The 17,551-nt window shown below is 55.6% G+C and carries 22 protein-coding genes; 6 read left to right on the top strand and 16 right to left on the bottom strand.

The window, feature by feature from the left end:
- Positions 1–180 precede the first annotated feature (180 nt).
- The 5 genes from G491_RS0102670 (at position 181) to G491_RS0102650 (ending at position 4,589) form a co-directional block, all read left to right on the top strand.
- The gene (locus tag G491_RS0102670) at positions 181–1,011 is read left to right on the top strand and encodes an undecaprenyl-diphosphate phosphatase (protein ID WP_028313489.1); all 831 of its coding nucleotides are present in this window, start codon (positions 181–183) and stop codon (positions 1,009–1,011) included.
- Positions 1,012–1,044: 33 nt separating this feature from the next.
- Entirely contained in the window at positions 1,045–2,391 is a 1,347-nt protein-coding gene (locus G491_RS0102665; RefSeq protein ID WP_028313488.1) for a phosphomannomutase/phosphoglucomutase, read from the top strand.
- 124 nt (positions 2,392–2,515) lie between these two features.
- Positions 2,516–3,688: an MFS transporter gene (locus G491_RS0102660; protein WP_015947155.1), complete on the top strand. Its 1,173-nt coding sequence runs from the start codon at positions 2,516–2,518 to the stop codon at positions 3,686–3,688.
- Between the two features lie 207 nt (positions 3,689–3,895).
- Positions 3,896–4,336 carry an iron-sulfur cluster assembly scaffold protein gene (locus G491_RS0102655; RefSeq protein ID WP_015947154.1) on the top strand — a complete coding sequence of 147 codons (441 nt, stop codon included), beginning with the start codon at positions 3,896–3,898 and terminating at the stop codon, positions 4,334–4,336.
- A 4-nt stretch (positions 4,337–4,340) separates the two neighbouring features.
- Positions 4,341–4,589: an FmdB family zinc ribbon protein gene (locus G491_RS0102650; RefSeq protein WP_015947153.1), complete on the top strand. Its 249-nt coding sequence runs from the start codon at positions 4,341–4,343 to the stop codon at positions 4,587–4,589.
- A 281-nt stretch (positions 4,590–4,870) separates the two neighbouring features.
- Here G491_RS0102650 and G491_RS0102645 read toward each other — a convergent pair whose 3' ends face one another.
- Complete coding sequence (locus G491_RS0102645; RefSeq protein ID WP_015947152.1) at positions 4,871–5,719, bottom strand: metal ABC transporter permease; 849 nt, start codon at positions 5,717–5,719, stop codon at positions 4,871–4,873.
- The gene (locus G491_RS0102640; protein ID WP_015947151.1) at positions 5,712–6,470 is read right to left on the bottom strand and encodes a metal ABC transporter ATP-binding protein; all 759 of its coding nucleotides are present in this window, start codon (positions 6,468–6,470) and stop codon (positions 5,712–5,714) included. Before G491_RS0102640 ends, G491_RS0102645 begins: the two co-directional genes overlap by 8 nt.
- A gap of 245 nt (positions 6,471–6,715) precedes the next feature.
- Here G491_RS0102640 and G491_RS0102635 point away from each other — a divergent pair, with 245 nt between their 5' ends.
- On the top strand, positions 6,716–7,996 hold the full coding sequence (locus G491_RS0102635; RefSeq protein ID WP_028313486.1) for an HDOD domain-containing protein: 1,281 nt from the start codon (positions 6,716–6,718) through the stop codon (positions 7,994–7,996).
- Positions 7,997–8,165: 169 nt separating this feature from the next.
- On the opposite strand, the gene G491_RS0102630 is transcribed toward G491_RS0102635, so the two are convergent.
- From G491_RS0102630 to G491_RS35835, 14 genes are all read right to left on the bottom strand, one after another.
- Complete coding sequence (locus G491_RS0102630; RefSeq protein ID WP_015947149.1) at positions 8,166–8,528, bottom strand: DVU0772 family protein; 363 nt, start codon at positions 8,526–8,528, stop codon at positions 8,166–8,168.
- A gap of 268 nt (positions 8,529–8,796) precedes the next feature.
- Positions 8,797–9,231 carry a flavodoxin domain-containing protein gene (locus G491_RS0102625; protein WP_015947147.1) on the bottom strand — a complete coding sequence of 145 codons (435 nt, stop codon included), beginning with the start codon at positions 9,229–9,231 and terminating at the stop codon, positions 8,797–8,799.
- A 119-nt stretch (positions 9,232–9,350) separates the two neighbouring features.
- Positions 9,351–11,321 (bottom strand): anaerobic carbon-monoxide dehydrogenase catalytic subunit, encoded by a 1,971-nt coding sequence (gene cooS, locus G491_RS0102620; protein ID WP_028313485.1) that lies wholly within the window; start codon positions 11,319–11,321, stop codon positions 9,351–9,353.
- A 129-nt stretch (positions 11,322–11,450) separates the two neighbouring features.
- Positions 11,451–11,681: a DUF4177 domain-containing protein gene (locus tag G491_RS0102615; protein WP_028313484.1), complete on the bottom strand. Its 231-nt coding sequence runs from the start codon at positions 11,679–11,681 to the stop codon at positions 11,451–11,453.
- Positions 11,682–11,791: 110 nt separating this feature from the next.
- A complete protein-coding gene (gene sfsA, locus G491_RS0102610) occupies positions 11,792–12,505 on the bottom strand; it encodes a DNA/RNA nuclease SfsA (RefSeq protein ID WP_035217626.1) in 714 nt (237 codons plus the stop codon).
- A gap of 2 nt (positions 12,506–12,507) precedes the next feature.
- The gene (locus G491_RS0102605; RefSeq protein ID WP_035217624.1) at positions 12,508–13,209 is read right to left on the bottom strand and encodes a DVU0298 family protein; all 702 of its coding nucleotides are present in this window, start codon (positions 13,207–13,209) and stop codon (positions 12,508–12,510) included.
- A 65-nt stretch (positions 13,210–13,274) separates the two neighbouring features.
- Entirely contained in the window at positions 13,275–13,625 is a 351-nt protein-coding gene (locus G491_RS0102600) for a hypothetical protein (RefSeq protein WP_028313481.1), read from the bottom strand.
- Between the two features lie 9 nt (positions 13,626–13,634).
- Positions 13,635–13,826 (bottom strand): ferredoxin, encoded by a 192-nt coding sequence (locus tag G491_RS0102595; RefSeq protein ID WP_015947141.1) that lies wholly within the window; start codon positions 13,824–13,826, stop codon positions 13,635–13,637.
- The gene (locus G491_RS0102590; RefSeq protein ID WP_028313479.1) at positions 13,826–15,019 is read right to left on the bottom strand and encodes an FprA family A-type flavoprotein; all 1,194 of its coding nucleotides are present in this window, start codon (positions 15,017–15,019) and stop codon (positions 13,826–13,828) included. The genes G491_RS0102595 and G491_RS0102590 overlap by 1 nt, the downstream gene beginning before the upstream one ends.
- Before the next feature lie 80 nt (positions 15,020–15,099).
- A complete protein-coding gene (gene rd, locus G491_RS0102585) occupies positions 15,100–15,258 on the bottom strand; it encodes a rubredoxin (protein ID WP_015947139.1) in 159 nt (52 codons plus the stop codon).
- Positions 15,259–15,309: 51 nt separating this feature from the next.
- Positions 15,310–15,669, bottom strand: a complete 360-nt coding sequence (locus G491_RS0102580) for a cytochrome c3 family protein (protein WP_028313478.1) — start codon at positions 15,667–15,669, stop codon at positions 15,310–15,312.
- Positions 15,670–15,690: 21 nt separating this feature from the next.
- Entirely contained in the window at positions 15,691–15,870 is a 180-nt protein-coding gene (locus tag G491_RS0102575) for a hypothetical protein (RefSeq protein WP_015947137.1), read from the bottom strand.
- A gap of 11 nt (positions 15,871–15,881) precedes the next feature.
- The gene (locus G491_RS0102570; RefSeq protein WP_028313477.1) at positions 15,882–17,381 is read right to left on the bottom strand and encodes a multiheme c-type cytochrome; all 1,500 of its coding nucleotides are present in this window, start codon (positions 17,379–17,381) and stop codon (positions 15,882–15,884) included.
- A gap of 3 nt (positions 17,382–17,384) precedes the next feature.
- Complete coding sequence (locus G491_RS35835; RefSeq protein ID WP_015947135.1) at positions 17,385–17,540, bottom strand: rubredoxin-like domain-containing protein; 156 nt, start codon at positions 17,538–17,540, stop codon at positions 17,385–17,387.
- Between the last annotated feature and the right edge of the window lie 11 nt (positions 17,541–17,551).

Genomic DNA, 17,551 nt, shown 5'->3' with positions numbered 1-17,551 from the left:
TTTGCCGGAGCCTACCATCCTGAAAATTCACTGTCAATCCTGCAAGCCGGTTCCAATCAGGGCAAGATGCCGCCCCGGAGAAGACAATGGTTGCCCAAACGCCCAAAAAACGATAAAGCATCTGCACTATTCAGGGGACGCCCCCTAAGATGCTTATTTCTATTTGAAAGGAGAACCTCCTTGCATTGGCTTGAAGTGGTTTTATTAGGCGTTATTCAAGGTTTGACGGAGTTTCTGCCCGTAAGCAGCTCCGGCCACCTGGTCCTTTTTCAGGGCCTCATGGGCATGGAGGAGCCGGAGCTGCTCCTGGACATCTGCCTGCATGTGGGCACACTGGCAGCCGTGCTTTGGGTGTTTTTCGCTCAAATTTTGGAGGCCGCCAAAGGCTTTTTCCGTTTTTGCGCCGCCGCGCCTAAAGGCAAGGCCGCCATGGCTCAGGTCTGGACGACCGATCAGGACGCCCGCATGGCCCTGCTTATTATCATCGGAACCATCCCCACCGGGTTCATCGGCATGGGGTTTCATAAAATCGCGGACAAGCTCTTTGCGTCTCCCGTCCTGGCCGGGGCCATGCTCTTGATCACGGGCGCCCTGCTTTGGGCCACGCGCTATGTCAGGGCTGAGGGCAAACTATTGCCCAAAATGACATGGGGAAACGCCCTGACCGTTGGGACCATCCAGGGTTTGGCCATCCTGCCCGGCATATCCCGGTCAGGCTCCACGATTTGCGCGGCCCTGTTTTTAGGCGTAGACAGAGAGGTCGCCGCCCGTTATTCTTTTTTGCTGTCCATACCCGCTATTGTGGCTGCGCTCATTCTCGAAGTTGCGGACGCCAGCGCCGCGGCTCATCCTCCGGTTTCCATGCTTTTGCTGGGCGGGATCGTATCTGCATTCACCGGCCTGGCAGCCCTAAAATGGCTGTTGGCCATCGTGCGCAAGGGCAGCCTGTGGTGGTTCGCCCCTTACTGCTGGCTGGTGGGCGCAACCGTATTGGTCGCCAATTTTGTCTAAACGATTAAAAATAAGATTTTTTGGAGGTGTTTCATGAATCCGCAAATGTTCAGGGAATACGATATTCGAGGAATTGCAGGCGAAGATCTTACAGAGGAAAACGTTTACAATCTGGGCAGGGCCATTGGGACCTTGTTAATCCGCAAGGGAAACCGCAAAATCGTACTGGGCCGAGATTGCCGCGTCTCCTCGCCCTCTTTGTCGGCGCGCGCCGCCCAGGGGCTTATGGACGCAGGCTGCGATCTGCTGGATATCGGCGTGTGCCCCACGCCTTTGCTCAGCTTCGCCATTCATCACCTGAACGCGGAAGGCGGAGTCATGGTCACGGCCAGCCACAATCCGCCGGAATATAATGGTTTCAAGTTGAGCAGCGGTACGGATTCCATCCACGGCCAGGAGATCCGCAGCCTTTTGACTTTGCTGGATAGCGGGGATTTCGAGTCCGGCGAAGGATCCATCCAAGACGTGGAAGTCAAGCCGGCGTATCAGGAATATGCGGCCAACAACATTACCATATCCAAGCCCTTGAAAGTGGGCGTGGACGCAGGCAACGGCACGGCCGGCGTGATCGCCGTTCCCCTGCTGAAAGCTCTGGGCTGCGAAGTGCACGATATATACTGCGATATGGACGGCGCCTTTCCCAACCACGAGCCCGACCCCACGGTCATGGCCAACATGGAGGATCTGGCCGCCCTGGTCCGGGATAAGGGCTTGGACCTGGGCATCGGCTTTGACGGAGACGGAGACCGCATCGGTGTGGTGGACGAAACCGGCGCCATGATTTTCGGCGACCAATTGATGACCCTTTTCGCCCGGGAAATCCTCACCCGCAAGCCCGGCGCCGTATTCATCTCCGAGGTCAAGTGCTCCCAGACCATGTACGACGACATCAACAAGCGCGGCGGCAAAGCCATTATGTGGAAAACCGGCCACTCCCTGATTCGCGCCAAGATGAAAGAGGAAAAGGCTGAGCTTGCCGGCGAAATGAGCGGGCACATGTTTTTCGCCGACAGGTACCTGGGCTTTGACGACGCCTCTTACGCCGCCTGCAGGCTTTTGGAAATCCTGGCCGACTCCGGCGGAAAAATGTCCGACCTTCTTTCCGATTTGCCCAAGACCTATAACACCCCGGAAATACGTGTTGAATGCCCCGAGGACGTCAAGTTCGGCGTGGTGGGGAAAGTCACGGAATATTTCCGTTCCCGTCATGAGGTCATTGATATTGACGGAGCGCGTATTATATTTGAGGACGGCTGGGGACTTGTGAGAGCTTCCAACACCCAGCCGGTTTTGGTTTTGCGCTTCGAGGCCTTGTCCCAAGAGCGCCTGGCTGAAATCAGAGAGTACGTGGAATCCGTGGTGGCCGAAATCCGAGGATAAAGAGGGGGCTTGAGATTTCGGGGGACAAGACCTTACCTCTAATGTCTATGCGGCGAAAACATTAAGCATGACGTCTGAGATAAGCATCGCGTCCCCCGTTTATTTGGTATTATAGGAATCTTCCATGGCCCGGAAAATTTTTATAACCCTGTTCTTTAGTATTTTTACGTCCGTAACAGGGGTGGGAATCGTCGTGCCCCTTTTGCCGGTCTACGCCAACAACCTGGGCGCGTCCGGCTTTATGGTGGGCATGATTTTCGGTTCATTCTCGCTCTCCCGAATTCTGTTCCTGCCTTATTTCGGCAAGCGCTCGGACATGATTGGCCGCAAGCCCTTCATCACCATAGGCTTGTTCGCATACTCCCTGGTATCCATAGCCTTCATGTTTTCCCACGGCGTGACCCAACTGGTGGTCATCCGTTTTATCCAGGGCATTGCCTCGGCCATGATTCTTCCCGTATGCCAGGCCTACATTGGAGAGATCGCCCCCCAGGGCCGGGAAGGCTTTTTCATGGGCTTGTTCAATATCTCCATGTACAGCAGCCTGTCTTTGGGCCCCATACTGGGCGGGGTGGTGAACGATCACTTCGGCCTGCAAACCGCCTTTGCATGCATGGGCGTATTGTCGTTGCTGGCTTTTTTCATGGCCCAGCACTTCCTGCCTCCGGTCAAGGAGGAGCCCCGCCAGGAAAGGGGCAGGGAGCCCGTGACGTACCGGATTCTGGCGAAAAACGCCGGCATCATGGGCGCGGTCCTGTTAAGGACCACATACACCTTTTGCATCGGCGCCATTTGGGGCTTTTTGCCGGTGTACGCCGATGCGCATTTTAATCTGTCGTCCAGCGCCATCGGATTCCTGATCATGCTGGGCGTTTTAACCTCCGGGGTGCTTACCACGCCCATGGGGTGGCTGGCCGACCGGGTGGATAAACGGTTGTTATGCGTGATTGGAAGCGTTATGATTTCTGTTGCGGTCTATTCCTTCACCTTCGCGGACGGATTTTGGCATCTGTTCGCCAGCAACATGGCCTTTGGAATCGGCGGCGGCATTATGGCGCCCGCCCTCACCGCCATTTGCGTCATCGAAGGGCATAAGGAAAGAGCCATGGGCTCGGTCATGGCCTTGCTCACCATCGGGCACAGCCTGGGCATGCTTGCGGGCTCCGTGGCGACGGGCGTGCTGATGGACATGTTCTCCCTGTCCGCGGCCTTTACGGCAAGCGCGGTCTTGGCGATTTTGGGAACCGTGGTTTTTATATGGACGGCGATTAAGGACAGCAAGCAAAAGGCTGGTTAACCTCCGCCTCCTCCTGGAACCGGACTTTTATTGTCCTCAAAAGGAACATTTTTGCAGTTAGAACTTGATTGAAACCGGCATTAATGGCATGGAAGACGGGGTGAAAGAATACGCGTCAACTTGCGAGCGCTTTTATCCGGGGCGCCCTGAACCTTATAGACGCTTTGATAACTTTTTGGATAAGAGCATGGATTAAAGGAACGAACTATGGGAAGCGACATTTTACAAAACTATGATGCAGAAGCTGTAAAGGAAATGCTGCAGTCTTCAGGCTACTCAGATAAAGCCATTCAGTATTACGTAGAACGCAAGGGCATGGGCAAGCTGGAGGAAGCAAACCAGATTACCGAACTGACCGGCCCCTGCGGCGACACCATGAAGGTTTTCCTCAAGATCGAAGACGATAAGATCCAGGACGCCAAGATTCAGGTGCTGGGATGCCCCGGCGCCATCTCGTCCGCCATGGTGGCCATGGACATGGCCAAGGGTAAAACCCTGGAGGAAGCCAAAACCATTACGGAAGGCGTGATTTTCAAGGAACTGGAAAACATTCCGGATCAGAAGCAGCACTGCATTCAGTTGACCGTGAAAACGCTTCAGAACGCCATTGAAGAATACCAGAAGGGCAATAATCATAAGGAGGGATGAGACCATGCCGGTTTTTGAGTTCCAATGCCAGGATTGCGGCAGCCAGTTTGAATTATTGATTTTTAATTCGGATGAAAAGCCAAAATGCGGAAGCTGCGGAAGTCAGAACCTGACAAAGCTCCTCTCCGCCCATTCCAGCTTTTCCGGCGCATCCACGGGCGCCATGCCCGGCGCCGGAGACACCGCATGCTGCGGATCAACTCCCGGCCACGCCGGCTGCGCAGGCCCCGGAAGCTGCTGCGGCAAAGCCTGATACAACCCAACAAGAAAATACAACAAGGCCGGTCCCTAAAAAAGGGCCGGCCTTTGTGTTTGCAGGCTGTAAATTTGGCCGCCAGGACTGCCCAAAAGAAGGGTGCTGCAAGCCCCGCAGCGCAGTTTCATTTGGCCGTCTACGATGAATTAAGGAACTCGTTCCCATGCTTCGCGTGGGAATGAATATATAACTATTTGAAATTAATCATGTTGCGTATAATGGTTGCGCACCTGAAACCGCTTCCAATGATACGGACCGCCCAAGAAAATGGCCTGCCTTTAACTTCTTTTTCCGACAAACCGTGCGCCGGAAACCACCGCCAGATAGGTCAGGCCGGCAATCACGATGATCGTGGGACCGCTGGACAGGCTGAAATGATAGCTCACGCCCAGGCCGGTCCAGGTGAACGCCAGGCAAAAGAATACGGCCATGACCATGGTCTGCCACAAGCGTTTGGCGAACTGGCTGGCCACGGCGGCCGGGATGGTCAAAAGCGCAATCACCATGACAATGCCCACCACCCGCACCAGAAGCACAACGGTCAGGGCGGTCAGGCACAGCAGGAGCATATACACCGCGCCTACGGGAATGCCTCTGAGGGCGGAGAACTCCTCGTCAAAGCATACGGCCAGGAGCCTGTTGTAGAACCACAGGGATAAGCCCACCACCAGGACGTTCAAACCCAGGACCATCCACACGTCCTGGGTGGAGATGAGAAGGATGTCTCCGAAAAGATAGCTGGAGATGTCAAAATATCCCGGCGTAATGTCCACAAAAAGAAGGCCGGAGGCCATGCCCACGGCCCACAAGGCGCCGATTACCGTGTCCTCCCGCTGTTTAGCGTACAAGGAAACCGCGCCGATGATCACCGCGGCCAGCAAAGCCGCTCCCACGGCGCCGTACATGGGATCGAACCATTGCAAGCCCACCTTGTTTTGGAGGTACAGGCCCAGGCCGATGCCTCCGAACACGCAGTGGGAAATGGCGCCGGCCAGATAGCTGATTCTTCGGGTGACCACGTAGGCGCCCATGATGCCGAAAGGCACGCTGGCCAGTCCGCCTACGATAAAGGCGAGACGCAGAAAGACATTGTCCGGGTTCATCAAGGCCTGGATGAACTCAATCATGGCAATGCCCTCCCTCGGCGCACCGGTGGTCGTGCCTGACCAGGCGGCAGTCTCCGCCGTAGATTTCCTTGATCAGGGTGCCGTCCAGTTCGCTGGTGGGATGCACCACCAGCTCCCGGCTGACGCAGATTACGCTTTTCACCACCTGGGAGACGAAGCCCAAGTCGTGGGATACCAGGAGGATGGTCATTTTTTCGTTCAATTTTTGAAGCATGTCAAAAAGGCTTTGCTGCACTTCCGGGTCCACGTTGGAGGTGGGCTCGTCCAGCAAGAGCAGCTCCGGCTTGCATGCCAGGGCCCGGGCGATAAGCACCCGCTGCTTTTGGCCGCCGGAAAGGGCGCTGTACATATTGCGGGCCACGTGGCTTAACTGGACCTCGTCCAGGCATTCCATGGCAGCGTCCTTGTCTTTTTTTGAATGCCGGAGCATGGCGCCCTTGCGCATACGCCCCATGAGCACCACGTCCATGACGGTCACAGGAAATTGGGGGTCCAGGTGGGAGTATTGAGGCATGTAGCCGATTTTCAGCCGGGCCTTTTCGGGCGTCGCCCCCAGCACGGTAATGGAGCCGGCGTCCGGTTTCAGCAGTCCCAGCATGAGTTTCAGCAAGGTGGTTTTTCCGCCTCCGTTGGGCCCCACAATGCTGGCGAACTCGCCTTTTTCCACCTGCAAGCGCACGTTGTTCAACACCGGCTGGCGGGTATATCCAAATGTTACGCCATCTAACTCGATGTCGTAGTTGATGCTCATATCAAATGCCCTTTATAAAACGGCGCCCATAAAATCGAAGCCTGTACGGCTGCAAACTCAGCAGCGCGCACCAGCAAAAGTCCGAATTAAAACAAAACATATTAACATAGCACATAATTCTACACAACTTTGCAATTCTTACCCCCGGCTCAAATTTTTATGAATTCCTGCTAAACCTCCATGGGCATTATTCCGAGATTAGAAGAAGGACTATGAAAAACTTTCCCCCATTTAAGGATTGAAAAATGCAGATTGAAGGAAATTTCTCCAAGCCGGGATCTCTTCCGCATCTTATAGATACTCTGTCCCAGACAAAACGAACCGGCGTGTTGCGGTTTTCCGACAACTCCCAGACCGTGATTATATTTTTCAAGGACGGACAGGCGGTTTACGCCTCCGGCCCCAAATCCCAGGCAAGGCTAGGTTTGCTTTTGAAAAAACGGGGCCTGATCTCCGAGGACAACCTCAGGATGGCCGTGACTCACGCCAGGCAAAAGAAGGTCATCTTAGGCCAGGCCCTGGTGGACAAGCATTTGATTGAACCCAAGGATCTGCATACGGAAATAAAGGCTCTGACAGACAGAACCCTGGAAGAGTTGCTCCATTGGAGATCTGGCAGCTTTGCCTATGAGGACGCCCCGGTTTCTCTGGAGTCTTTCTACCCCGCCAAACAGTCCGTGGATGCGAATCGGATGAAAAAGCGCATCGCCAACAGCGTGCGGGTGCTCCCCCCCATGCCGTCGGTCATCCAAAAGGCCCAAAAGGTCATGGCCGATCCCAATTCCAGCCTGCGGCGCCTGGGGGAAATCCTGGAAAAGGACCAGGGCATCGCCGCCCGGATTCTCAGGCTGGTCAACTCTCCGTATTACGGCCTGACGTGCAAGGTCGCCTCCATCGAAAGGGCCATTGTGGTTCTGGGCCGCAAAACCTTGTCAGAGATTATCTCCATGGCATCCATGTCAGTGTTCGCAAACAGAGACTATATGGGATACGGATTCACGGGCGAGGAAATGTGGTGGCACACCATCGCCGTGGGCATGGGCGCTAAGATCATCGCCGAAAAAGTCAGCCCGGGTCTGGCTGAAGACGCCTTTGCGGCGGGCCTGATTCATGACGCCGGCAAGCTGGTCCTGGACAAATTCGTCCTGGAGGAAAAAGCGGAGTTCGACCGCATGATTGCTAACAAGCAACTCTCCTATGAAGTGGAAAAGGAATTGCTTGGCTGGAACCATGCGGAAATCGCCTCCCAGATTTGCAGTTCCTGGAAGGTCCCCGACCATATGACCGAAGCGGTCATGCACCATCACAAGCCGGGAAACACGGAACACAAAACCTTGGCTTCCATTGTTCATTTGGCGGACGCCATGGCCCACGTCTGCGCGGCGGACTTGGGGATGCCGGCCAATCCCTATAAAATCGACCGGAACGCCGTCCAACTCCTGGGCTTGGAAACCCTGGAAATGAACCACATCATGAACAATATCCAGGAAGCCGTTGAAAAAGCCAGGGAAACCATCCAGGCGTAGTCACAAGCATCAAGCGATAGGCAACTATAAAAATAAAAAGGCGACCCGCCAAATTGGCGAATCGCCTTTTTTACAGCGTCACGGGCCGACGCCGTCTTGCGAAAATCTCCGGAGTGACCGGGGATGAAATCCGGCCGGCGGCAGCCGATTTTCCGCCGGCCGAAACTGATTACGCGTCGTAAAGCCTGTTCTTGAGCCAATCCCGCACTTCGCCTTCCACTGCGTATACTCCGCGGTTTCCGCCTACGGATTCGCAAAACACTTCTTGAATCTCCTTGGGTAGCTCAATCCTGGCCAGTTCTTCGGCCTCCGAGGAATCGCGGCGGATGAGCAGGATGTAGGGTTCCTCCTCCCAATTGTACACCACGAAATAATGGGTCTCGTCATCCACGGAGCGAATGACGTAGCGCTTGGCCATGGCCCAGTTGTTTCCCCATTCCAGGTATAGCCGAACGGCTTCTTCCGGGGTCATGTCCCAGTCGATTTTATTCAGCAGGTCGTTGTTGGCTTTGATATCTTCCAATTGCATCATAGGGCGCCTCCTTGGTTTTTTATTCATTGTGCTTTTTTTATTCCCCTGTTCTATGTTGGGGATGCAGAGGGTTTAATAGTTCTCATTACTATTTGATTCAAACAAAACAGCCTCTTAAGCCGCGGACCGGCCAATTGGGCCTTACCGGTCCGCGGCGGCGGCTCAGCCGCCTGGAGCAAGGAGAACTACGCCCGAATGGGGCTTGTATTCAAGCCGGCGTCCCGGCTTTGAATTCCTCTGCAGGTCGATATATTTTCAGCGAGTTATATCATCCCGCCTTTTTTGCCATGTCGCGGCCGTAATCCTGGGCCATGGCCACTCCGCCGCCCAGGCCTGCATTTTTCAGACGCAGGGACTGGGAAACCATGTCCATTTTAAAAATATTCTTCATGGTGTCGAAAATGCGGTCCGGGGACTCGCCGCTCCAGCCGAAAGCGCCGAAAGCGCCGCCGATCTTTCCTGCCAGGTCGGCCTTTTCGGCCAGGAATAAAAAGGTCTTCATAGCTTGGAGCATCTCGCCGTGGTACGTGGGCGCGCCGAAAGCATAGGCGTCGTATCCATCCAGGTCCTGCTCGTTCTTGACGTCCTTGACGTTCAAAACCTTGGCTTCCATGCCTCCGAAGCGCATTCCTTCAGCAACCAGATTCGCTATCTTTTCCGTATCTTTTGTGCGCGTGGTATAAACAACCAATCCCTTTTTCATGCGTATTCTCCTCTTCTGCAGCCTGGATGTTCCGGTTAATGTGTTTGCTGAGCCCCGACCCAGCCTGGTTTTTTGCTTTTGGGGGCTCCCCTAAGGAAGCCCCCGGATGAAATCCCTGCTTACGCGACGTCAAGTTTCTGGCGGTCCGCCATATCCATGAGCACGCGCTCCCTGGCCTTGTTGATGCCCAGTTGCTCGCGCTTCTTGTCAATGTGGGCGATCATCATGTGGGCCATTTCAATGGGGTCGTTGGAGAAACCCCACTTGCCCAGGCCCATTTCCTCAAGCTCTTCAAAAAGGTGCTTGTGGAATTTAGTGCCTTCGGTGATGGGAAAAGTGGTCCCAAACACCGTGTACACGCCGGAGGCCACAAAGTAATGGCCGATGGATATGGCTTTTTCGCTCATCCACTCGGGCGCGGCGCCTGCAGCAGGCAAATCCGCAATGGAGTGACCCAGGCCGCCTGTCCGCACCATTTCACTGGCAGCGGTCAAAATCCGGCTGTTGTCCACGCAGGAGCCCAGGCCCAGGATGGGCGGCATGCCTACGGTTTCGCAGACTTCGGCCAGTCCGTCCCCGGCAAGGTGCGCCGCTTCGGGAATGAGCAGCCCGGCCTTTGCCAAAGCGATCTGGGAGCATCCGGTCTGCAAGACCAGGACGTCGTTCTTGATGAGCTCCTTCACCAGTTCCACATGCATGTAATCCTGCTTGGTTCTGGGCTGGGTGCAGCCCACCACGCCGGCCACGCCCCGGATGCGTCCGTTGATGATGTTTTCGTTCAGGGGCACATAGGACTCGCGGAAGCTTCCGCCCAGCATGTAGCCGATGTATTCCTTGGAAAATCCATGGATGCCCACGTTTTTGTTCTTGGGAATCTGGATGTCTCCCTTTCTGTTCTTGAAACGGGAGATCGCCTTGATCACCACTTCGTCAGTGCAGGCCATGGGATCGTCTTCATCAAACTCAATGTGCTTTACCCCTTCAATATGGCAGCGGGGGTTGGTGGTGAAGAGTTCCGTGCCGTAGCAGTCCGCCACCTTGCCCAAACCCTGCTTGATGCACTGGACGTCCACGGCCATGGCATCCACGGCTCCGGTCACCAGGACGGCTTCCGTGGACATGAAGTTGCCCGCATGGGGCACGCCGTGGCGGGACATCATTTCCGCGCCGGAACAGCACATGCCCACCAGGTTGATTCCCTTGGCGCCGGCCGCTTTGGCCGCTTCGACCATGGTGGCGTCGCTGGTGGAAATCATGATGGACTCAAACAGGTTGGGTTCGTGGCCGTGAACGATGATGTTTACATGATCTTCCTTTAAAACGCCCATGTTCACTTCCGCCATGACCGGCCTGGGAGTTCCGAACATAATGTCCGATATTTCCGTGGCCACCATGGAGCCGCCCCAACCGTCGGAGAGCGCCGTACGGCTGCATTGGTTGACAATGTTTTCGTAATCCTGGTCCACGCCCATGTGGGTGCGGTGCATGATTTCCATAATCTCGCGCATGGCCCCGCGAGGCACGATGTTGTGTTTGCGCCAGGTTTCCAGGGTTTTTTCCGGGACGGCCTTGGCAAAGGGAAATTCCCCTTCCACCTGGGTGTAGGTCTTCATCAGCTCTTCGTAAATATCCAGACCAATGTCCTGGTAGGCCCGGCCGTCGGTTTCAATCTCCAGGGTCTGGGCGACCTGGAGGAGCTTCTGGGTGTCCTTGATTTCGTAGTCTTTGTTGTGACCCTTGACCACTTCCCCGAACAAATGGAGAATGCTCATGCCATGGTCCGTGTGGGCCGCCGCACCTGACGCGACCATGCGCGCAAAGTTACGGGCTTGAATGGTGTCTATGGTGGCGCCGCAGACGCCTACCTTGCCGTAGGGATCCTTGGCGTTTAACCGGCAGGGCCCCATAGAACAATGTTTGCAACATGCTGAATCAGCGCCGATAGGACACGCCTTCATGGTCGCAGCCCTATCGAACACGAGCTCCACACCGTCTCTGCGGGCCTTGTCAATCATTTGCGCAGTGGCCTCGCAAGTGGTGCAGTCGTGTGCAGGCGTCAATTTTTTCTTCAGCTCCTTAGTCTCTCCCATGCAATCCTCCTTGCACAATACTTGGGGGATCAGTACAGAGCGGCATGCCTATTTTCCAGTACAGATAGCCAACCCTTTCAAGCCATCCTGCAACTAATCGCCTTACAGTGAAAATGAGCGTGCAGGCTCCTAATCCTGCCTACGCCGTTTCCAAATGGCCATGCATCCATCTTTGCCGAATCCAACCTGAACCAACTCCCATCCTTGAGCCCCTTTCTCGTTAAGGACGGCGTTCAGGGCGGATCTTTGCGATTCCGGTACTTTATCCAAAGTACAGCCCCCGGACTCGTTGCAAAAAGCAACCACCTTGGAGAAGGCTTCCTGGGGGTAAAAGGTGACATCGTATTCAAAGTTTTCCATAACAGCCTCCTTAGTTGATCAGGCCGCAAAGGGCCTATTTCAATAATGAGACTCATTATCAATAATCTAATACAGGAGTGGGTCTTGTCAACTCAAATGCAGCAGGCTTGTTAAGATAAATCGCAGGGCAGCGGCCGGTTGAGGCGCAGGGAATGCAGATCCATGTCAACGTCCCAGGCCAGGGCTTCCACGCCATTGGTGCAAACCCGGCGCAGGGCGGCCCCGTAGGCCGGATCGATGTGGTCAGCGGGTGCAAAGACGTCGGCGTCCATTCGCTGAATGAGAAAGAACATAACGCTGCGTTTGTTTTGAGATAATGCCTTCTCCAGTTCCTCCAGGTGTTTGAGGCCCCTGGCCGTGACCGCGTCCGGGAACATGGCCCGGCGGTCTTCCACCAGGGTGCAGTTTTTGACTTCCACCAGGCAATCCCGCCGTCCTTCCTCCGAAAGCATGATGTCCACGCGGGAGTTGGCTCCGTACGGGACTTCCATACGCAGCCCGCCGTATCCTGAAAGTTCGGGGATCACCTGATCCTCAATGGCTTTTGCAACCAGTTTATTGGGGACTCCCGTATTGATTCCGACGAGGGAGTCCGGCATTTTGATCATTTCGAGGGTGTACTTGAGTTTGCGTTTGGGATTGGAGGCCGGAGAAATCCATACCGGGCTGCCGGGATCCGAGCAGCCGGTCATTCTGCCGGAATTGGGGCAATGGGCGGATACCACGGTTCCGTCCTCCAACTCCACGTCGGCGATAAAGCGTTTATACCGCCGTAAAAGGGTTCCTTGAATGAGCTTGGGCCAGGGGAGGGCGCCTTTATCCATTTTCACGATGCAGCGGCCTCCAGTTTTTCCAGGGCTTGCCGGGCCAGATCGCCAACGCTCGCCTGGGTTAATTCTCCGTCCAGGAACAAAGGCGTCATGGTTTTGTCATCCGTCATGGCGCGGAGCTTATCCGCAGCCGGGGCGTAACCCATATTGCCGACGGCCCAGGCGGCCAGGCCTTGATTCGGAGCATCCGGGCAATCCAAAAGGGCGGCCAGGGCCGGGCCCGCATCCTGCACCAGCTTGGGGTGGATCCGGGCGATTCGCCCCACGCCCCACACGGCGCCTCGGCGGAATACGTCGTGCTCCAAAAAGCATTGGTCTTCGTCCACGTAGGAGACCAGGATTTTGGCGAATTCCCTGGCCAGGCCGGGATGATTCGCCATGACTTCGGCCATGGCTTCGGGCACGCCCCAGCCAATGCCTCCGGACTCTTCGTTCATATGCCACATGAAGCGGCGCATGATTTCCCGGGCGTCTTCCATGCGGGACTCTGCCATGGCCGGAACCACGCGCCCCAGGGCTGTGACGGCTCGCCACCGGATTTTTTCGTCCTGATGGCATAAAAGCCCTATGAGCGGATTGACCGCCTTTTTAAGGGGAAGTTGCAATATTTGAGCCAAGACCTGGTCCGGAGAATTCTGGGACAAAATCTCCAGGACCTGATTTTTTAATGCCCTTCTTCCGGTCCGTTTTTCCGTCATGCCTGCTCCTTGGAAACAAAAGCCCCGCCGATTTCTGAAAAAGGGCGGGGCTTGCATACAGCAAATTAGAATGTGACGACGGTGTACCCCTGCTCCTGAAACGCGGACATGGACGGATGCCCGGCCATGTCATCCAGCAGTTCCAGGCCGGCCGCCTGGACCTCGTCCAGCACCTTCATGGCCTGGGAGCAGGCCTTGCACGCCCCGGCGAAAAGGCCTTTGTCCAAAACCTTTTTGAACACGGAATGGCGCGGCGCGCCTTCCACGGCCAGTTCCGGGATGAGCTTGGTTGCGGCGCCTTCCACCACGATTTTGGATTCCCAGCCTTTGGCCTCATAGTCCAGGGCGTATAAAAGCACATGGACAAAGCACATGGGATCGTCCCTGAATGCGAACAAAACAACCTTTTGCTCCATGGCGCTCTCCTATTCGTCCTCCCAGGTAATGCAGTCCGACGGGCAGTACTTGATGGCCTCGTCCACGCATTCTTCGGGATAGGAATCCAGGTCTTTCACCTGGATCATGCCGGCGTTATTCCTAAAAAAAATCTCGGGGCATACCTCAATGCAGCCTTCGCAATCCACGCACGTACTGTTATCCACGACCGGAACTTTCATTATTCCACCTTTTTCAGCAACGCCTGGCCGATCTGTTCGCCTAATGCGTAGCACGCCTGCAGGCTGTCGCCGTCCGGGATGTACTGGACGCGCAGGGGATCGTTGGGCAGATCAAAGCCGCTGGCTTCCAGCTCCGCGTTCACCTGCTTGACGGCCTCGCCGCTCCAGCCGTAGGAGCCGAATGCGCCGCCGACCTTGTTCTTGGGCTTGAGGCCCTTCATGTAGGTCAAAAAGTCCGCCACGGTGGGAAACATATTGTTGTTGATGGTGGGGGAGCCCACAACCACAGCGCCTGCGTCCATGACTTCCGTCATGATCTCGCTGCGATGGCAGGAGCGAATGTGCATGACCCGGGCCTCGATGCCTAAGTCTTTAAAGGCCTCCACCATTGCGTCCGCCATTTTTTCCGTGCTGTGCCACATGGTGTCGTAAACCACCACGACTTTCTTTTTAGGCGTCTGCTTGGCCCACTCGGCGTAAGCCTGGATGATTTTGCCGGGATCCTTGCGCCACAAGATGCCATGGTCCGGGCAGATCATGTCTATTTCCAGGCCCATTTCCGTTACCTGATCCACCAGCTTGGTCACCAGTTGGGAGAAAGGCAGCAGGATGTTGGCGTAATATTTGGCGGCGTGAGGCATGATCATTTCGCCCACTTCGTCGTCAAAGCGCTCCAGGCTGGCGTAATGCTGGCCGAATGCGTCGCTGGAGAAGAGAATCTTGTCCGACGGCAGATAGGTGAACATGCTGTCCGGCCAATGGAGCATCCGGGTTTCCAAAAAGGAAAGGGTGCGTTTGCCCAGAGACAGTTCGTCGCCGCTTTTCACGGGCTGGAAGTTCCACTCCTGATGAAAATGGGCCTTTAAATTCTTCATGCCATTATTGGAGCAATAAAGGGGCGTGTCCTTAGCCAGGCGATGCATGACCTTGGGCAGGCCGCCGGAATGGTCCATTTCAGTATGATTGGATATGACGATGTCAATTTTGGAGGGATCCACAACCTGACTGATCCGGCTGAACATGTCGTTGGTGAATTCCTCCTTGACTGCATCGATCAAGGCGACTTTTTCGTCAACGATCAAAAAGGCGTTGTACGTGGTTCCCTGGTACGTGGAATATCCATGGAAATCCCGTATGTTCCAGTCAATGGCTCCAACCCAATAAATATCTTTTGCTATTTCCAAGGGCTTCATGATTCTGTGTCCTTATCCCTCCGAACAGGTAAGGGCGCCGGGCGAAACCGGCGCCCAAAAATTACTCGAAAAACAGGGTGTTACTCTTTTTCAAAATCGTCTTTGGAGGCGCCGCAGGTGGGGCATTCCCAGTCATCGGGCACATCTTCCCATGCGGTTCCGGGGGCTACGCCGTTGTCCGGATCTCCGTCTGCAGGATCGTAAACATAACCGCAAACCGTACATACCCATCTATCCATAATGATTCTCCTTTCGGTGGTCTTGTATCGCCGATGAAATCGGCCTTTTCGCTAATTTTTCTGGTGGCAGCCCCTGCACGAGGTGGGGCCGGTCTTTTCGCCCGCCTTTTTCATTTCTTTATGACAGCCCGTGCATTGGTTCATGACCGCTTTGGATTTAAGCGAGCCGTCCGCCTTATTTTTGTCGATCACGCCTTTTTCCTGGGGGAACATGCCGTGGCATGCGTCGCATTTTCCCAGGGTGGTCTGATGCTGGCCGTGGGGAAAGGGGACGTCCCCGGTCTTTCCTCCGTTAAGCGTCATTTGCGCGGCGCCCGCGTTTTGCGAGACGGCGGAGCCGGCCGTAATCATAAGGCCCGCTGCAGCCAATATCGTACATAAAGCGCCCAAAGCAAACGTTCTGACTTTCATGGTGATTCCTTTAGTTCACTGTTATTCGGTTTCGTGAATCACACAGCCTTCATGATCCTTACCGCACTTTTCACAGTTAACCCTAACTTTGCCGTCGGTGTCACCATATTTTTTTCTGAACTCGTCCGGCGTCATGTTGCAAATAAGGCCGCACCCGCATTCCGGGCATTCCGATTTGATCTGATATCTTTCCTTGGCCATTTTAAACCTCCCTACTGAGACTTTTTCTGCGTTTCAAGCCATTGGGCCATGTCCGCCAGATTTTTGGACATATCCCAGCGTCCGCCTGCAAAGACTCCATAGTCAGCCCCGGCCATGGCGGAGGCCTTTCTGGTGGAGTTGGCGTAGAACAGCCACTGGAGCATCCATTTGCGTTCAATGGATTCGTCAAAGAGATTGTCCGCCTGGGCGTATTTTTTGTTCCAGGCTTCCTCCATGACGTCCGTAGCCGCCTTGACCATCGCGTCTGATGTTTGCAGGGTGTTTTCCATGCGCTTCCAATGGCCTTCCGCCCACTGGCGGCTGTGACAGCCTGCGCACACCCCAAGCATAGCGTTTTTTCTTTCCTCCCGGGCGGCTTCGTCAATCAGGAAATCCTTGGCCCATTCCCCGTCCAGACTGGTCGCCATGGGCTGCCCTTCCTTGTTGCGGATGACGGTGGTATCTGCTTCCTTGGGCTGGGGGTGGGAATAGATCACCCCGAACAGCCGCCAGGGCAGTCGATCGTTCATCTGATGCGTGGACTCGGCCAGCACGTTTCCATTTGCGTCCTCCACGCCGCTGGCATGGCAGACCGCACAAGTCGGGGCGTTAAAATCGCGTCCCGCAACCCAGGGCTTTTGGGTGTAGTCCCAATCTTTGTCCTGACTCGCCTGGATGTTGCCGTGCTTGCTCACCGAATAAATGTTGTACGCCGGGGCGTCGGGCCCCTTGTGGCATTGGGAGCATGTGTACGGCTTGCGCGCCGTGGTCATGTCAAACCCGTGGCGGGGGTGGCAGGCCGTGCACGCGCCCGCGCTCATGTCCGGGTTGATCCTGCCCACGCCCTGGCTGGGCCAGCCTTCCAAGACCGGGAACTCCAGATCCCCGAAATCCGTCTCGCGCACCTGGGTACCGTTAACCTTCACCTCGGTCCCATGGCAGGCCAGGCAGGATTCCGCGTTGGTAAGCTCGTCCGCCGCCGTGGTCACGGGCTTGCCGTCCTTGATGACCGGCGGGCCGTTGATGGCGTTCACCATGGTCATGTACAAGGGGTTGTCCACCAGAATCCTGTGAGCGTTCCCCATTTTGTTCCGGCTGTACTCGTCGGTCTGCCGGGCGTGGCAGACGGCGCAGTCCTTGGGCGACACCACGATGTGAACCTGAAAGCCCTCATGGTTGAACGTGTCCTTGTGGGTATCCGGGTTCAAGGTGTGGCATTCCGCGCACCCCACGGCGACCTCGGCCAGTTCGCCTTCCGGCGCCAGGGAGGAAACCTTCCGGGATCTTTCCGGCGCAGCTGCAGCCATGGTAAAAGACGTTTTGGCGTGGAGGCTGTTTCGCCAATCGGCCACGATTCCCGGGGTGGCCTCCTCATGGCACATCAGGCAGCCTTCCGTGGCCTCGCTCAAGGGAGGCGCTTGCGCCAGGGCGCCGGAATTAAAGAGGAGCACGCCAGCGGCTAAAACCGCCGGAACCAGACCCTTTTTCCATATGTCAATGCGTCGGGCCATGGCCTACTTAATCCGGTCGTCCGTCTTGGTATCCTCGCAATCCGGCGTATAGCAGGACGCGTCCAAAAATTCACATTTTTGCTTGCAGGACGGGCACTCGTTGGGCGGTGCGTCCTGTTCCATCTGATAACCGCAGTTGGAGCATCTCCATGTAGCCATTCGGGCCTCCT

This window comes from Desulfatibacillum aliphaticivorans DSM 15576, from assembly GCF_000429905.1.
GTDB classification, from domain to species: domain Bacteria; phylum Desulfobacterota; class Desulfobacteria; order Desulfobacterales; family Desulfatibacillaceae; genus Desulfatibacillum; species Desulfatibacillum aliphaticivorans.
The sequence above is the reverse complement of the archived record's forward strand: the minus strand, read 5'-3'. Positions and strand labels throughout refer to the sequence as shown.

What these genes read in the sequence shown, in the direction of transcription:
- G491_RS0102635 (WP_028313486.1), top strand. Translation starts at nt 6,716, where the DNA reads ATGCAGATTGAAGGAAATTTCTCCAAGCCGGGATCTCTTCCGCATCTT.
- G491_RS0102570 (WP_028313477.1), bottom strand. Translation starts at nt 17,381, where the DNA reads ATGGCCCGACGCATTGACATATGGAAAAAGGGTCTGGTTCCGGCGGTT.
- G491_RS0102630 (WP_015947149.1), bottom strand. Translation starts at nt 8,528, where the DNA reads ATGATGCAATTGGAAGATATCAAAGCCAACAACGACCTGCTGAATAAA.
- G491_RS0102580 (WP_028313478.1), bottom strand. Translation starts at nt 15,669, where the DNA reads ATGAAAGTCAGAACGTTTGCTTTGGGCGCTTTATGTACGATATTGGCT.
- G491_RS0102625 (WP_015947147.1), bottom strand. Translation starts at nt 9,231, where the DNA reads ATGAAAAAGGGATTGGTTGTTTATACCACGCGCACAAAAGATACGGAA.
- G491_RS0102665 (WP_028313488.1), top strand. Translation starts at nt 1,045, where the DNA reads ATGAATCCGCAAATGTTCAGGGAATACGATATTCGAGGAATTGCAGGC.
- rd (WP_015947139.1), bottom strand. Translation starts at nt 15,258, where the DNA reads ATGGATAGATGGGTATGTACGGTTTGCGGTTATGTTTACGATCCTGCA.
- G491_RS0102590 (WP_028313479.1), bottom strand. Translation starts at nt 15,019, where the DNA reads ATGAAGCCCTTGGAAATAGCAAAAGATATTTATTGGGTTGGAGCCATT.
- G491_RS0102615 (WP_028313484.1), bottom strand. Translation starts at nt 11,681, where the DNA reads ATGGAAAACTTTGAATACGATGTCACCTTTTACCCCCAGGAAGCCTTC.
- G491_RS0102640 (WP_015947151.1), bottom strand. Translation starts at nt 6,470, where the DNA reads ATGAGCATCAACTACGACATCGAGTTAGATGGCGTAACATTTGGATAT.
- G491_RS0102645 (WP_015947152.1), bottom strand. Translation starts at nt 5,719, where the DNA reads ATGATTGAGTTCATCCAGGCCTTGATGAACCCGGACAATGTCTTTCTG.
- sfsA (WP_035217626.1), bottom strand. Translation starts at nt 12,505, where the DNA reads ATGGATAAAGGCGCCCTCCCCTGGCCCAAGCTCATTCAAGGAACCCTT.
- G491_RS0102650 (WP_015947153.1), top strand. Translation starts at nt 4,341, where the DNA reads ATGCCGGTTTTTGAGTTCCAATGCCAGGATTGCGGCAGCCAGTTTGAA.
- G491_RS0102605 (WP_035217624.1), bottom strand. Translation starts at nt 13,209, where the DNA reads ATGACGGAAAAACGGACCGGAAGAAGGGCATTAAAAAATCAGGTCCTG.
- G491_RS35835 (WP_015947135.1), bottom strand. Translation starts at nt 17,540, where the DNA reads ATGGCTACATGGAGATGCTCCAACTGCGGTTATCAGATGGAACAGGAC.
- G491_RS0102655 (WP_015947154.1), top strand. Translation starts at nt 3,896, where the DNA reads ATGGGAAGCGACATTTTACAAAACTATGATGCAGAAGCTGTAAAGGAA.
- G491_RS0102660 (WP_015947155.1), top strand. Translation starts at nt 2,516, where the DNA reads ATGGCCCGGAAAATTTTTATAACCCTGTTCTTTAGTATTTTTACGTCC.
- G491_RS0102575 (WP_015947137.1), bottom strand. Translation starts at nt 15,870, where the DNA reads ATGGCCAAGGAAAGATATCAGATCAAATCGGAATGCCCGGAATGCGGG.
- cooS (WP_028313485.1), bottom strand. Translation starts at nt 11,321, where the DNA reads ATGGGAGAGACTAAGGAGCTGAAGAAAAAATTGACGCCTGCACACGAC.
- G491_RS0102600 (WP_028313481.1), bottom strand. Translation starts at nt 13,625, where the DNA reads ATGGAGCAAAAGGTTGTTTTGTTCGCATTCAGGGACGATCCCATGTGC.
- G491_RS0102595 (WP_015947141.1), bottom strand. Translation starts at nt 13,826, where the DNA reads ATGAAAGTTCCGGTCGTGGATAACAGTACGTGCGTGGATTGCGAAGGC.